The organism is Dyadobacter sp. 22481 (assembly GCF_052044875.1).
GTDB lineage: Bacteria > Bacteroidota > Bacteroidia > Cytophagales > Spirosomataceae > Dyadobacter > Dyadobacter endophyticus.
The window spans coordinates 931420-947161 of sequence record NZ_JBQENV010000001.1 but is presented as its reverse complement, the minus strand read 5'-3'; the positions used below and the strand labels follow the sequence as shown (position 1 = coordinate 947161).

Annotated in this window: 11 protein-coding genes; 7 read left to right on the top strand and 4 right to left on the bottom strand. The window is 51.6% G+C overall.

Going from position 1 to position 15742, the window contains the following annotated elements; all coding sequences use genetic code 11:
- Positions 1 to 132: 132 nt before the first annotated feature.
- Both ACTJJJ_RS03440 and ACTJJJ_RS03435 read left to right on the top strand, forming a co-directional pair.
- On the top strand, positions 133 to 1113 hold the full coding sequence (locus ACTJJJ_RS03440) for an alpha/beta hydrolase (RefSeq protein ID WP_188930629.1): 981 nt from the start codon (positions 133 to 135) through the stop codon (positions 1111 to 1113).
- A 208-nt stretch (positions 1114 to 1321) separates the two neighbouring features.
- Complete coding sequence (locus ACTJJJ_RS03435) at positions 1322 to 2572, top strand: hypothetical protein (protein ID WP_440701429.1); 1251 nt, start codon at positions 1322 to 1324, stop codon at positions 2570 to 2572.
- Here the strand turns inward: ACTJJJ_RS03435 and ACTJJJ_RS03430 are convergent.
- Both ACTJJJ_RS03430 and ACTJJJ_RS03425 read right to left on the bottom strand, forming a co-directional pair.
- A complete protein-coding gene (locus tag ACTJJJ_RS03430; protein ID WP_188930633.1) occupies positions 2562 to 2951 on the bottom strand; it encodes a LytR/AlgR family response regulator transcription factor in 390 nt (129 codons plus the stop codon). The genes ACTJJJ_RS03435 and ACTJJJ_RS03430 overlap by 11 nt on opposite strands.
- A gap of 64 nt (positions 2952 to 3015) precedes the next feature.
- Positions 3016 to 3492 (bottom strand): DUF6252 family protein, encoded by a 477-nt coding sequence (locus tag ACTJJJ_RS03425; RefSeq protein WP_188930635.1) that lies wholly within the window; start codon positions 3490 to 3492, stop codon positions 3016 to 3018.
- A 214-nt stretch (positions 3493 to 3706) separates the two neighbouring features.
- On the opposite strand from ACTJJJ_RS03425, the gene ACTJJJ_RS03420 reads away from it, so the two are divergent.
- The 5 genes from ACTJJJ_RS03420 (at position 3707) to ACTJJJ_RS03400 (ending at position 10663) form a co-directional block, all read left to right on the top strand.
- Complete coding sequence (locus ACTJJJ_RS03420) at positions 3707 to 4270, top strand: Crp/Fnr family transcriptional regulator (RefSeq protein ID WP_188930637.1); 564 nt, start codon at positions 3707 to 3709, stop codon at positions 4268 to 4270.
- A 103-nt stretch (positions 4271 to 4373) separates the two neighbouring features.
- Complete coding sequence (locus tag ACTJJJ_RS03415; protein WP_188930639.1) at positions 4374 to 5405, top strand: efflux RND transporter periplasmic adaptor subunit; 1032 nt, start codon at positions 4374 to 4376, stop codon at positions 5403 to 5405.
- Positions 5406 to 5413: 8 nt separating this feature from the next.
- On the top strand, positions 5414 to 8518 hold the full coding sequence (locus tag ACTJJJ_RS03410) for an efflux RND transporter permease subunit (RefSeq protein WP_188930641.1): 3105 nt from the start codon (positions 5414 to 5416) through the stop codon (positions 8516 to 8518).
- On the top strand, positions 8508 to 9854 hold the full coding sequence (locus tag ACTJJJ_RS03405; RefSeq protein WP_188930643.1) for a TolC family protein: 1347 nt from the start codon (positions 8508 to 8510) through the stop codon (positions 9852 to 9854). The genes ACTJJJ_RS03410 and ACTJJJ_RS03405 overlap by 11 nt, the downstream gene beginning before the upstream one ends.
- A 98-nt stretch (positions 9855 to 9952) precedes the next feature.
- Positions 9953 to 10663 (top strand): hypothetical protein, encoded by a 711-nt coding sequence (locus tag ACTJJJ_RS03400; protein WP_188930645.1) that lies wholly within the window; start codon positions 9953 to 9955, stop codon positions 10661 to 10663.
- A 55-nt stretch (positions 10664 to 10718) separates the two neighbouring features.
- Here the strand turns inward: ACTJJJ_RS03400 and ACTJJJ_RS03395 are convergent, their stop codons facing one another.
- Together ACTJJJ_RS03395 and ACTJJJ_RS03390 are read right to left on the bottom strand one after the other, a co-directional pair.
- On the bottom strand, positions 10719 to 12470 hold the full coding sequence (locus tag ACTJJJ_RS03395) for a RagB/SusD family nutrient uptake outer membrane protein (protein WP_188930647.1): 1752 nt from the start codon (positions 12468 to 12470) through the stop codon (positions 10719 to 10721).
- Between the two features lie 18 nt (positions 12471 to 12488).
- A complete protein-coding gene (locus ACTJJJ_RS03390) occupies positions 12489 to 15602 on the bottom strand; it encodes a SusC/RagA family TonB-linked outer membrane protein (RefSeq protein WP_188930649.1) in 3114 nt (1037 codons plus the stop codon).
- Positions 15603 to 15742: the final 140 nt, after the last annotated feature.

Genomic DNA, 15742 nt, shown 5'->3' with positions numbered 1-15742 from the left:
ACTTTTCTCCTCTGCCGCACATTTCTTAACCTAGGTTAATGTTTCCACCCTTCCACTGGCCTAGTTTTGTCATATCAAATCAGGAACAACAAGACAAAACGAAATATCAAATCTCAAAACCTTTTTAACATCATGGAAACTCTGAATATCATCGACCCAGCCAACGACCCTGCCATTTTTGAAGATGTAAAAACTTTTCTCAACGCATTGAACTCCGGGGGCGGTACTCCTTTGGAACAACTTTCACCCGCCGACGCACGCAACGTGCTCGTAGGAGCGCAAAACTCGGTGGAAGTGGATTTATCGGGCATCGAAACCAGCGAAAAAACCATTACACAGGACGGCCTTACCGTCAAACTCGATATTGTAAAACCGGCAGGCAGCACTGAGAAATTGCCGGTGTTCATCTTCATCCATGGCGGCGGCTGGGTATTGGGAGATTTCCCCACACACCAACGCATTGTCCGCGACCTGGTGGTTTACTCGGGCGCAGCGGCGGTTTTTGTGAATTACACCCCATCGCCCGAAGCGCAATATCCGGTGGCGATCAACGAAATATACGCGGCAACCAAATGGGTGGCCGAACACGGCGACGAGATCAATGTCGATGGCAGCAGGCTGGTTGTGGCTGGCAACAGCGTGGGTGGCGATATGGCGGCCGTTACCGCTCTGAAAGCGAAAGACAACAATGGCCCGGAAATCAAATTGCAGGTGCTGCTCTGGCCGGTAACCGACGCGAATTTCGAAACCGGTTCGTACAACCAGTTTGCCGAAGGCCGCTTCCTGACCAAAAACATGATGAAGTGGTTCTGGGATAACTATACCACCAACCCGGAAGAAAGAAAACACCGCTACGCTTCCCCATTACAAGCCACTACCGAACAATTACAGGGCCTGCCTCCTGCGCTGGTACAAACTGCCGAAAATGACGTTTTGCGTGACGAAGGCGAAGCATATGCACGCAAATTGGAAGCCGCGGGCGTGAAAACCACATTGGCAAGATACCAGGGCCTCATCCACGACTACGGCTTGCTGAACCCGCTGGCCCACGTGCCCGCCGTGCAAGGCGCGCTCCTGCAAGCCGGAGCCGCTATCCGCGAAGCTTTGAAATAATTTCTGGAATATACTGACACACGAAAACGGGTTATGCGAAAGTGTAACCCGTTTTTTACATTTTGTAATTTGTATTAACCAGAATATCAGGTAATTATAAATATTTTTAAAAAAAATAGGAGAATGACGCGAAGAAATCACCCGTTTTGTGTGTCTGGATTTTGAGTAAGCGGTTAACTTGCCGCACCTAAATCCTTACAGTGATTCTATGACGCAAAGACAATTCGGGGTGATCGCCGTCTTTTCCGGCTATCTGCTCCTCGCCATTACAGTTTACCGGTGGCAGCTTTTCACACACTTCATTTGGACCATATGGCTCTTTAAAGCGCTGGTACCTATTGCATTTGTCCTGTTTTGCTGGTCCATCATCCGCTTGTTCAAACTGCCGTTCTGGACGGCGCTGCTTACCCCACTGCTCATCGAAGCTGCCTCTTATTTTTACATCCGGCACACGATCGGGGCCAATCAGGACACCGACCGGCATGAGGTGGGCGTGCTCTCTAAATGGATCAGCTACCGCGATGTAATCCAGTTCAACCGCCATTTCGCCAGCTACTCGCCCGACCTTGGCTATGTGCTGCGGCCCAAAAGTGAGGGGGTGCATTCCAGCCTCGAATACAGTAATACATTTAAGGTCAACAGCTTCGGGGTTCGCGATGACGAACGTTCGCTTGATAACCCCAGACTTGTTTTCCTGGGCGACTCCTTCACCATGGGCTGGGGTGTGGACCAGGACCAGACCTATGCCGACCTTACGGGCCGGAAACTGGGCATCAAAACTTTGAATGCAGGCATTTCATCATACGGAACCTACCGCGAAATGCTGCTTTTCTCTAAAATCAAAAGGGACTCCGTTGACCTCGTCGTGCTGCAGTATTGCGACAACGACATCGAGGAAAACGAAGCCCGTAATGAACCCAATAACCAGGGGCAGGTCCTGACGCCTCAATCCTTTGCCAATACAGCGGTTTTCAACCGCATTAATGAAGGCTATTATCCAATGCGTTACACCTATTTTTTTGTCCGGGAAAAAGATCTGCTCAAAAGAATCTGGACCAGCCCGGTACAAGTCTCTCGTGAGATCGGCGGCGCGCTCTCCGCCTGGTTAACCGGACGTCAGCTGGCGGTTGTAACGCCGCCGGATATCAAAACCCCTGCCGAAACGAAGGCCCACACCGAATATTTTTTCAAATCGCTCGCCAGGATCCGCAGGTTCTACAAAGGAAACATCGTGATCATGCACCTAGATGGCCGCTACACGCTCCCCGAAATGATCCGTGCGTTTGAAACAGAGGCGAAACGCGCCGGCGACGAACAGTTGCATTTCCTCCATGCTTACGAGTTGCTCAAAGCACAGGACTATTACCCTGTCGACGGGCACATCAAAGCTTCGGGGCATGCGAAAATTTCCGAAGCATTGGTAAAACTGATTGATGAACGCGGGCTGCTTACGCGCTGATGCGCTGCGTGCGCTCGCCGAAAATACTGATGATTTCCTTCGTTTTGCGTCGGCTTACGACGGCCTCGTTGCCGCAGCGCAATTTAAGGGCACGGCCGTCCTGTGCACATCCGATCACGTAATCGGAATTCACGAGAAACGATTTGTGTACACGAATGAAGTTGCTGTCGAGCTTGCATGCAAGCCATTTCAGCGTTTTACAGATCAAATATTTCCTACCCGAAGATGTGTATACGTAGGTGTAATTTCCATCGCCTTCGAGCAAAGTAATATGCTCGGCACCGATTGTGATAGTCCTGCCCATAAAATGCACCGAGATTTGTGCGGGTTTGGGGCTGGTCGCATCTGCGTGCGGATTAAAAGGAGTAAAAGTATTCATACAAGAAAAAGTACTGGTCGATGGATAAATGGTCGGGCTGGAAAGGATGACAGATGGCCGCAGCCTAGCGTACATTCACGTTAAAGCTGCCGTCCGTCAGTGTGCGTGATAGTTTGCCCGTTGCGTCAACGGCGGTAAAGCTGAACGTCCCCTGGACGTTGGTGTCGGTTCTCTTGGTGATGGTAATCGTGCCGCTGCCCCCATTGATCGTGGAGAAATCCTGCTTATTGAATGTCGCCATCGCGAAATTCACATTGTTGATCGGGAATGTGCCTTCTTTCACTGTTTTAGGCAATGCGATGGCTACGATATCGCTCGTCTTGCTGTCGAGTCCGTAAATCGCGTAGTAGAGGTCGTTGGCGGGGAAGCTGGCCAGCGCATAGGAAAAATCCGGCGCGTATTCCTTGCCGTCCACCTTTACTTTGAAACCTGCCGCACCCGTTGCCGGATCGGGATTTACATCGTCGCTTTTCTTGCTGCAACCTGTGAGGATAGTGATGCTTAAAACGGATAGGATGGCCAGTAATCTGAAAGTTTTCATAGAATTGATTTAGATAAAGAAATGTGTAGTAGTCGTTTGACATTTCAAAACTAATATCTATCGAACTGCCCATGTAATCTACTACACATCAGGCGGGTTTGAGTTTAAACCCGGCGACGGCCAACCTAAATCCGGCATCAGCCTTCGGGTATCTGGCAGGAAATAGCTATGTTAGAACCGTCGCACAAACAGCCTACGACCATTGCATTACTCTATGGACCTGATTCTCTACCTGAAACAACATATCCTATTAGCCCCCGAAATGGAAGCACAGGTGCAAGAGGCTTTCAAGAGGGAGGAGTTATCGAAAGGGCACCGGCTGTTATCTCCCGATAATTTTTCTCAAAAGGTATTTTACGTCGAAAAGGGCGTTGTGCGCACCTATTATATCAAAGACGGCAAGGATATTACGCATTCATTTATTCTGGAAGGGTCTTTCTTCGTCTCGATAGAAGGCGCTTTTTTCGACAGCCCATCGCCTTACGGTGCCGAAGTGTTGGAACAGAGCATGATCCGCACCATTCCCTACCAGGAACTCGAAAAGTTCATCGACGGCTCCCAGGCATTGCAGAAACTAAGCCGGCTCGTCATGATCAATGCGGTGAAAACATTTTCGGACAAATTGTATTCGATCCAGTTTCAATCGGCGCAGGAGCGCTACAATTCCATGCTCGAAAAATTCCCCGACATCATGCTGCGTGTGCCGCTCGGCCATATTGCCTCCTATCTGGGCATTACGCAGGAGACGTTAAGCCGGATTAGGGCAGGAAAAGTTTGACAATTTTTCGATCTTGGGTTACTTTTTGATTTAGATCAAAAGCATTGCCATCAATCGGGGCCAATTTTGCGCCAGGATATTAAACCTAACGGTCGTCCATTCTATGAAAAGCAATCCTATCTATCTCATGCTCGCGATGGCTGCGCTCGCGGGCTGCAACAAAGCCGCCGATCAGGCAAAGTCAGTTGAAAAGCCCCTCCCGGTCGTGACCCGGCAAGCGCAGAACATCTCGGCCAACAACCAGATCTCCGTCAGCGGGAACGTCGAAGGCAACAAAACGGTCCGCCTCGGTTTTATGGTAGGCGGAAAGATCGACTACATCGCCGCCGCCGAAGGGCAGCTTGTGAAGCAAGGCCAGCTGCTATCCAGCCTCGATCCCGGCAATTACAGCATAGCCAAAGAATTAGCCGATGTGCAAGTGGCTCAGGTACAGGACGAATACGACCGTCTGAAAGTAATGCACGACCGCCGCAGCCTGAGCGAAAGCGATTTTGCAAAGGTCGGCTTTGGCTTGCAACAGGCCCGCGCACAGGAGAAGCTGCACGCCAAAAATCTTTCGGATACCAAGCTGTTTGCACCCATCAGCGGAGTAATGCTTAAAAAAATGGCAGAAGTCGGCGAGATCGTGGGTGTAGGCACGCCGCTGTTCGTGGTGTCCGACATCCGGACGGTCAAAGTCAACGCGTATATTCCCGAAAGTGAATTGCACAATATTAAACTCGGACAGGAAGCCAAAGTGCTCGTTTCTTCACTAAGTGAGACATTTACGGGGAAGGTAATCGAAGTAGGGTCCGCTGCTGATGCTGCATCGCGAGCATTTACCATTAAAATAACCCTCAACAATCCCAAACTACTGATCCGCCCCGGCATGATCGCCGAAGTAACGCTGGCATCCAACCAGTCCAAAAAGGCCCTGGTACTGCCAACCGAGGCCGTTCTGCACGACCTCGACAACCAGAGCTACGTGTTCGTAGCCGATCCCGACCGTAAAATCGCATTAAAAAGGAAGGTCAGCCTCGGTCAGCTCACCGATAACCAGATCGAGATCACCTCCGGGATCACCGAAAGCGACCGCGTGGTAACCGGCGGGCAACACAAGCTCACCGACGGCACCGCCATTTCCATCACCCAATAAGCTGCGCTATGAACTTTGTCAAATCATCCCTGAAATATCCGCAGGTAACGCTGTCGGTATTGCTGCTGGTGTTTGCGGTAGGCGTTTATTCGCTGCTGAACATGCCCCGGCGCGAGGACCCGAAAATAACCGTCAGGCAAGGCCTCGTCCTAGCCTTTTTCCCCGGCGCCAATTCCGCCCAGGTGGAAGACCAGGTTACCAAAAAGCTGGAACAATACCTTTTCCAATTCGAGGAAATCCGCAAGGACAAAACCTACTCGACGTCGCAGGACGGCATGGTGGTCGTGAATGTGGAGCTGGGTGAAAGCGTGAAGAATCCTGATGTTTTTTGGAGCAAACTCCGGCACCAGCTGCTGGTAGCCAAGCAGGTGGATTTCCCGAAAGGCGTCCGCGGCCCGATTGTGAACTCCGATTTCGGCGACACCGAGGCATTGGTGATCGGCATTGAAAGCAACAAGGCCACCTATGCGCAGCTGAAAGATTATACCCAGAAACTGGAAGACGTTCTCCGTACGGTCAAATCTGTTTCCAAAATCAAACGCATTGGCGAGCAGAAGGAGCAGATCACGGTCACTTCGAGCTCCGAGAAGCTTTCTCAATATAATGTCAAACTGTCGTCCGTGGTGCAGGTGCTGCAATCGCAGAATGTGATTAGTCCGACAGGAGATATCAAAACCGCAACGAGCCAGACGCCACTGTACACATCCGGCTATTATAATACGGAAAATGAGATCGCGAACCAGGTCGTGGGAGCGTCCAAAACAGGGGAACTAATCCGGCTTGGCGACATTGCACAGGTCAACCGCGAATATGCCGAACCGACCAGCAAGACGACCGTGAACGGCAATAATGCGATGATGCTCGCGATCCAGATGCAGGAAGGGAACAATATCGTGAAGTTCGGCGAGGAGGTGAATGCCAAGCTGGCCGAAGCAGAAAGGTTGTTCCCTTCGGACGTGACGCTGACGACCATTGTAAATCAACCAAAACTGGTGGATGAAAACATCACGCACTTCATACGCGAATTTTTCCTGGCCATTTTCTCCGTCGTGATCGTTGTGATCCTGCTGCTGCCGATCCGCATTGCCGCCGTGGCCGCGATGGCCATTCCGATGACGATCGCCGTCACATTCGCATTGCTCAATGCTTTTGGCATAGAATTGCACCAGGTGTCGCTTGCTGCCCTGATCGTCGTTCTCGGTATGGTGGTAGACGATGCCATCGTAATCGCCGACAACTATGTGGAGCTGCTCGACGAGGGCATCGACCGCTGGACAGCCGCCTGGCGCAGCGCTACCGACCTGGTAATCCCCGTTTTGGCAGCCACTGTAACCATTATCGCCTCATTCATGCCGATGGTGATCCTGACCGGCTCCGTAGGTGAGTTCATCCACGCATTGCCCATAACAGTGGCCATTGCATTAGCCGCATCGTTCATCGTAGCGATGATCCTCACGCCATTGCTTTGTTATACATTTATCAAAAAAGGACTCCACGACCACAGCGCCGAAGAAACCGATAAAAAGAAACGCATTACCCTGCTCGACCGCATGCAAAACGGGTATAATGCCGCGCTCGAATGGTGCGTGAGGCATTCAGCACTAACGATCGGCGTCAGCCTTGTGACAATAGTGCTTTCATTATTTGTATATCAGGGAATTAAACAAAAATTCTTCCCCGCGGCCGAACGCAACCAGTTTGTAATCGAACTCTGGATGCCTACCGGCACCAAGCTTGACAAAACCGGTGAGGCAATCCTGAAAGCGGAAAAACTCGTAAAAGGCGACCCGCGTGTAACCTCCTACGCGACCTTCACAGGCACGAGCGCGCCGAGGTTTTATTACAACTTCTCCCCCGAAGTACCGGTAACCAATTACGCCCAGATCCTGATCAACACCACCGACGACAAAACCGCCGAGGAATTCGCGCAGGAGCTCGAAGGCAAGGTAGCCGCATTGATCCCCGAAGGCTCGCCGCAGGTTAAACTGATGCAGCAGGGCTCGCCATACAAATCGCCCGTGGAGGTACGCATTGTAGGTGACGACGTTTCCCGCCTCAAAGCGATCGGCTTGCAGGTACAGAATATTCTTAAAAATGCAAAAGGCAGCGCGATGGTCCGTCCCGATTTCCGCGAGGATTATTACGGCATCAGCATTCAGCTCAAAGACGAGGCCAACAAGCTTGGTTTTACCACCGGCAGCATTTCGCAAATGGTGTACACGGGCTTCAACGGTGCGCCGGTTTCGACGATGTATGAAGGCAACAACCCGCTGGATATCGTTTTCCGCCTCGACGCACGCAACCGTCAGTCGTCCGACAACCTGGAAAACATTTACCTAGCCTCGCCTGTTACCGACGCCAATGTGCCGCTCCGCCAGATCGCCGACCTGAAACCGCAATGGCAGACGGGCAAGATCATGCACCGTAACGGCGTGCGGACGCTCACCATCCTGAGCGAAACCGAAGGCGATGTGCTTCCCGCCGACCTCGTGAAGGAAGTTAAAGGCAAAATCGCCGATATTCCGTTGCCAGCCGGCTACCGGATCGAATACGGCGGCGAGCAGTTCAACAAAAACGAGACGTTCAGCCAGATGATGGTGGTATTAGCGATCAGCCTGGTGTTGATATTCTTCATCCTGCTGTTCCAGTTCCGTAGCCTCAAAGAAGCTGCGCTGGTAATGCTTACGATCCCGCTCAGCCTGTTCGGTGCATTAATCGGACTTTATATTACGCATAACAACTTCGGTTTCACCGCATTTGTAGGGCTGATCAGCCTGTCGGGCATCGTGGTACGGAATGCGATCATCCTGGTGGACCATACCAATGAGCTGCTGGGCCACGGGATGGACATCCGCACGGCGGCTATCGAATCCGGCAAGCGGCGGCTCCGCCCGATATTCCTCACGGCAATGGCCGCGGCGATAGGCGTATTGCCGATGATCCTTTCCGGTTCGCCGATGTGGAGCCCGCTCGCGAGTGTGATCGCCGTCGGGGTGATATGGTCTATGGTAATGGCGCTGCTCACCGTGCCGGTGCTGTACATCGCGATGATCAAACCGCATGATAAAAAAGACCTGATGGTAACACCTGTTGCAGAACACCATGAAAACTAAGCTGATACTCCCGATACTCATTGTCCTGGCAGCCGTACAGGTGGCTGCACCCGTGCGCTTATACGCACAGCAGGTGCAGCCGCTCACGCTCGAACAGGCTGTAGAAAAGGCATTGCAGAACAACCATTTGCTGAACGTGCGCAAGTTACAAGTCACCGAAAAAGAGGCCAAAGTGGCCGAGGACCGTATCAAACGGTTTCCCGTGGCCTCGATAAGCTCCGCCTATCAATACAATGCAAACCTCGGCCAGTTGGTAATCGAGCAGGGTTCTTTCGGTACATTGCCGCTTGGGGGAACCAGCATTGCGCTGCCTAACGAGGAGAAGACCTTTCCTTTGGGTAAACACCATAATTTCAATGCGGGCGTGACGCTCTACCAGCCTATTACCCAGCTGGGAAAGATCAAAACCGGGATCGAGGTGGCCCAGACGGATGCTGAACTGGCACGCCACGAGCAATCGAGGGCGTCGCTCCAAATCAGGCAGGCGATAGAGAAGCTGTATTATGGTTTGCTGATTACCCAAAAACAACAGGACGAGGCCAATGCGAAGATCAAACTGGCCCAGATGCGGCTTTACGATGTAGAAAGTGCATTGCTTTCGGGTAAAACTATCGATGTAAACAAGGCTGGCCTGCAAGCGAATATCGCCGACGAGGAGCAAAACCTGTTGAAACTTCGCATCCAAACGGAAGATTACACGGCCGATTTGAAACAGCTGACGGGCATTGAAACAGATAGCCTAACGTTGGCGCCGGTAGCTAATGCAGGCGTACCAGGCACATTGGATTCTTACTTAACGAATGCCGCGACGACAAACAACGACATTAAAATCGCCAACCTGACGGAAATCAAAACGCAAAAGGCCATTCGCGCAGCAGAACAGGGTAATTTACCCGACATCGGCCTCGTCGCGGGTTATTCCTACCAGACAGGCAACCTGCTTTTTCCAAACAATAATCCTTTCGTGGGCGCGCAGTTCAAATGGAATATTCAGGACCTAGTCGCCAACAAACAGGTGATCCGCCAGCGGCATTTGTTGCGCGAGCAGGCCCGCGAAAACTTGATTAATACGCAAAATCAGGTCAAAAACGACGTTTCGAAAACCCACCGGAAGCTCACACAAGCAACTGCATTAATTGCCGTGGCCGAAAAAGCCGTGAAATACCGGACAGAGGAGCTAAAAGTACAGACAGACAAGCAGGCCTCGGGGCTGAATCTTGAAGCGGACATCCTCAGCACGCGTTCGCTACTGGCCAAAGCGGAAGCCGATTTGCTCGCGGCACAATTGAATTACCGGTTGGCTTATTCGGATTTGCAGCGGCTGGCCGGGGAATGATTTTGGAATTTCACAATTAGTTCACATTGCGAACGTACAAGATAACAGGTAACTGTATAAATTGTAACCATAATACAACTTACATTCACCTATTATCCATGAAAAGATCATTTATCATCCTTATTTCTTTGCTGGCATTCGTGGGCTGTCGTCATGACAAGGACGCCGCGCCGGAGCCCGAACTGGCGGTAGAAGACAAAGACTGGTACATCCTCCGCTCGCCCGACAACCGGGATATCAAGGCAGTACACGGTAGTATCGACGATACCCTGACGATCACCACCGGTTTCGAAGTTTTTGTAACGGCCGACAAGGGTAAAACCTGGACAAAAGGAAGCTACAACGCCGGGATAGGCCTTTTTGCGTTTTTGGAAAAAGAAGATACGCTGTTCGTCATGGAAGGCCAGAGAGGCACCACCACCGTTCGCGACAATTCCTTCGGCATTCAACCAACCTGGTTCAGTATGGATCGCGGGCTGACCTGGGAGCGCGCAACAGGACGTTGGATCTACGACGAATGGAAAGTGCCGATCAATTACGCATATTCCGGCAACGGCATCCTATTCAGTATCGACATGATTCAAACCGCGGAAGGTTATTTACAAACAATCGGGCTCAAATCGGAAACTGGCCGAAAAATTTCACTTCCCGCACATCATCAGTTGATTAGTGTAAATTTTGATAAAAAATCACGGTTGTATGTAACGGGCTCGGCGCCACTTTGCGGGGATGGCAATAACTTCGAATATTGCGACCAGACCAACAGAAGCGGAACATTATACATATCGAAAAAGCCCGTCCTGTTTTAAAAACCGACCCTCGCATGCAATTATGCGAGGGTCGTTTGCTATTGCCCCGTGCCTTCTACTCGATCTTCGTCAGCGGCGGCACATTTCGGTTCGCACCGTCATAACCCACATTCTGATTGATTACTCCCTTCGTATTCGCAGTAATCACTAGCGACGGAATCGGCCACAGCGCGTGGAATGGCGCCATATTCGCCGTGTTGCCCAAGAGCTGGATCTTCTTCTCATAGGTATTGTTGTAGCGCATCACCCGGTCGAAATAGTAGTTCTTTTCACTGAAATTGGTGAGGCTATACCCATTAAGGCCCGCTTTGGCCATGATATACGAAATGCGGACAAGCTCCGAATGACGCGGCTCCTCGGCAAACAGCTCCCGTGCACGCTCGTGCAGGATGAAATCAATCGTCACCTCGCCGGTGGTAATCGGTAGCGCTTTCGCGCGCTCGCGTACTTTGTTGATGTCGTCAGCAGCCAATGCGAGCTGATTTTTCCAGAAATAAGCCTCGGCACGGAGCAGATAGGTTTCGGCGAGGCGGAAAATATACCAGTCGCCATTACCACCCATCGGCGTCGCTTTCGGGTCGTCCTGCGGATTGTACATAATGTAATGCGGCATCGCGTACACGTGCTTGAACGTATCCACCTGCGCTGCCAGGAATTTGGTGTTGATAGGTTTGCCAAAATCGACAGAGGACGGGTTGTTGTATTTCAACTCGTGAATGTCCACCCAGTTAATGTCCGCGCGGCGCAAATCGGTGGTGTTGCGCCAGTTCGCTCCTTTATACGACCAGATATCGTATTGATAAAAGCCCGTCAACCTGATATTTGCATTACCTCTGCCCAGTGAATCATACATAGGCCCGCTCGCGACCATCCCCGGCTTACCCTGACTATCAAGCACCTGCGGCTGGAACCACTGGCAATTGTAAAGCCGCATTGTGTACAGACCTACGGAACGCGCGGCCGGCGGTGCTTCATAGCGATCGATGGACGCCAGGATGGTCTCGGTGTTCTGTGCAATGCTGAAATTTTTGGCACGGTGCAAATCCCAGATCAGGTTACGGTACCCCTTCGCCGCATCGATGCCAAAACGTTGGTTCACGAGCGTATAAGGCCCGTTGATAACCTTGTTCGCGGCTTCAATGGCCTTATCATATTCCAGATTGGCCAGATAGATCTTTGTTAGCAAATGGTTCGCCGCGCCTTTGGTAATCACACCCGATTTGGCCGTTGCCGGAAGCCATTGGGCAGCAAATTCGACGTCTGTTTTGATCTTTTCCAGAATTGTCCAGCGGCTGTGCGTCTGAAAGTCTAACTTCGCTTCCTGTATTTCTCCACCCAAAAAAGGCACATCGCCATAGGAATTTACGAGGCGGTAATACCAGTACGCACGGTGCCAGAGCGCCTCGCCCAGAATTGCATTCCGCTCCTGCTCCGAGTTCCATTTAATTTCATCAATCCTGCTGATGAGCACATTACAGTTTTTTATGGAAGAATAAATAACCGTAAACATCGCCAGAAAGCGGTAGTACTGGTCGGTGTTGGGCGTAAGGTTATAGAAGTCGAGCTGCGACCAGGGCGATGCCAGATCCGAGGCGGCGTACTCCATCGTGAGGTTCGGCATGGTGCCTGTACTCTCGTTTTTGAGGTCTTTACGCATGGTAATGAGCAGCGCCTCCATGCCAGCCTTATCCACGAATACATTTTCCGGGCTGAAAAACGACAGCGGCTCCGGTTTCAGCCAATCCTTGTCGCACGCCGACTGGCTGAGCAGCAGAACAGATAATATGAGGTATTTAAAGAGCTTCATAATGCTGAGGTTAATGGCTTATAATGACAGGTTAAGACCAACTGTGAAATTCCGGGGCATCGGAACGTTATTTCCATCGCTATCCCACGCTTCGGGGTCCCAGCCCGGCCATTTGGTGAAGGTGAGCAGGTTACGTGCAGATGCGAACACGCGTACGTTGTTCACTTTCAGTTTTTTAGCAATGTCCGAAGGTGCCGAATAACCCACATTCACATCCTGCACCCGCAGAAACGACAGTTTTTTGTAGACCTTGATCCCACCTCCGAACACATTGGTATTGGTGTTGAGCCGCGCGTATTCGTTGGTCGGGTTATCGGGCGTCCAGTAAGGGAAATCGTTGGTGTTGCGCCGGTCGTAGGTATCGGAGCCGCCTGTGCGCAAGCCTTCCGCAAATGGCGCGATATGGCCCAGTTCGCTTCGGAGGAAAATGCTAGCCGTGAAGTTTTTCCAGAATGTAAACTCGTTCCGCAGACCGATCCGGAAACGCGGCTGACGGTAACCGATGAACTGTTTGTCCAGCAGCGCCTCATATTTACCATTTCCATCCACGTCCACCGCTTTGAAATCGCCAGGTTGTAATTTGTAAACCGCTGCCGCATCCTTTTCTGCTGTTTGCCAGATACCCGTCACGTTATAGTTCCAAACGCGGTCGATCGCCTGGCCGGGAAACCACTCATTGGAGTAATCCGGAAGTTCCTTGCTGACGGTTTTGCCATCCACCGTTTCTTCCTTGTAATCCCCGAACAACCGCTTGATTTTGTTCCTGTTAAATGAAAACACTAACCCGCTGCGCCACGAAAAATTGGTTTGTTCGGTGTTGATAGTGTTAATGGTCATTTCAAAACCCTTGTTGCCCAGCAAGCCCAGGTTCGTCGTAATGTCTTTAAAACCGGTAATTTCCGGCAAAAGACGTTTCATCAGCAGGTCTGTCGTGGTCATATCATAATATTCCATGCTCAGATCGATGCGGTTTTTGAGCAGGCTCAGGTCCATACCGATGTTGATCGACTTGGTTTTCTCCCAAACCAGGTTCGGGTTGGCAAGCGAGGTATTGTAAACACCCACCTGCACATTGGTACCATCGTAATACATCGCGGAAAGCAGCTGCGCGAGCGCCGAATATGCCCCGATATCGCGGTTACCATTCACCCCCCACGACAGCCGGAGCTTCATCTGACTCACGAAATCCACATTGAAAAACTTCTCTTCCGAGATCTTCCAGGCGATTGCCGCTGCCGGAAAAACCGCTCTCGGCTGCTTTGTGCCGAATGCCGAAAAACCATCCCGGCGGACGGAAGCCGTAATCAGGTATTTGTCAAACAATGTATAATTCAGCCGCGCCATGGCCGCGTCGCCGGTAATCTGGGAGTCGTTGGTCTCCATGGCCGGGCTGGTACCGTACTGCATGCCGTGAAAGCCCAGGTTTTGATTTGGTACAAAACCCTGGTTCGCCATTCTGGAATACCAGCCTCGGTTACGCTCGGCGCTGTAAAGCAACGTCACGTCGAACTGGTGTACACCGAATTGCTTATTCCAATGCAGAAGGTTGTCGAGAATGTACTCGTACGTAGACGCATCCGCGCGCGTGCTATACCCGCCGGAGCGCGTGGAGCCGCCGTCGAGCGTGTTGGACGACCAGAAATTATAGTCTTTCGAAGCCTCATACCGCGGTTGAAAAGAGATTTTATAATCAAATCCAAAAGGCAGCTTGATCTTTCCGTAAAGTGAAGCAAAGAGCGTATTCACCTTCTTCATTCTTTCCTGGCCATAATAATTGATGAGCGGATTGGCCACCGCGAAGCTGTTGGGATACCACATGGCACTGCCGTCCGCCTCGAACATCGACCCGTAGGGGCTCATGATGAACATCTGCGGCAGGTTGGCGGGAACGGTACTCTCGTCGCGGTCGGCAAACTGACTGTTCACACCCACATTAAGCCAATCGGTTACCTTGAAATCCAGATTGAGCCGCGAGCGAATAGTCGAAAACTTGTCGCCGCGCAAAATCCCCTCGTTGTTCTGGTAGCCGAGCGACCAGTAATAAGTCACGTTCTGCGAGCCGCCGCCGATGCTCACGTCATAGTTCTGCCGCATGCCGGTCCGGATCACTTCCTTATACCAATCCACTGTTTTCCCCGCGAGGTAATTTTCGGTTTCAATGGGAAAAAAACGTAGCCGGCTCAGCCATTCCTGGGTATTGTCGGCTTGCGGATTGTTACTCGCGGCACGCCATTGTTCGAGTGAAATGCCAGCCGGTAGCGTGCCCGGATTGTCATAATAGAAAGAAGGGCGGTCGGGATTGGTTGCACGAAGGAGGTCTCGGCGGAAGGTCAGGTAACCATCCTTGTCAAATGGTTTGAAATCGTTCGCTGTCTGCACCGTTCCTACATTGGCCGAAACATTGATCACCGGCTTGCCCGTCGCGCCTTTTTTGGTTGTAATCAGGATCACGCCTCCTGCTGCCCTCGCCCCGAAAACGGCTGCCGAGCTGGCATCTTTGAGGATGTCCATCGTTTCGATATCGGCGGGGTTAATGTCAGCGATGCTGCCATTGAAGATCACCCCGTCCATCACCACCATCGGGCTCGAATTGGCCGTCAGCGATTTGGGTCCGCGGATCTGCAAGGAGCTTCCACCCGCCGCGGAAGTGCCCTGGTTTGCATTAAAGCCCGCGACTGTTCCTGTAAGCATATCAGTGAGTTGGGTCATCGGCTGGTTTTTGAATGTCTTCGAATCGATACGGATCACCGCACCTGTCAGGTCACTCTTTTTCATCGTGCCGTAACCCACCACCACCAGTTCATCAAGCGCATTCGTGCTCGGTTGCAGGGCAATTTCGATGACCGACTGGTTACCGACAGCCACTTCTTTCGTCAGATAACCTACATAGCTGAATGTCAGCATATCCGACGGGGCCGCCTGAACAGCGTAACGGCCATCGGCATCGGTGGTTGTGCCACGTTGTGTACCTTTTATCACGACAGTGACGCCCGGAAGGCCCTGTTTACTTAAACTGTCGGTGATCACGCCGGTAACATCCCTGAGATTTTGCCCGTGCAGCCAAAACGGGCTAAGCCACGCAAAAACGACGAGAATACGGACCCACGGGTGGGTTGGTAGTTTTACATGCATAGGATTATGGTTAGGAATTGAAAATGGATTTTCAGAGGATAGCAAGCCAAAATCCGGACACACCAAACCCGGCTTCGCAATGCGGCTGCGAAGTTGATTATGGTGCATTTAAAGCACCAAGCAGTATTTAATTTTGGCTT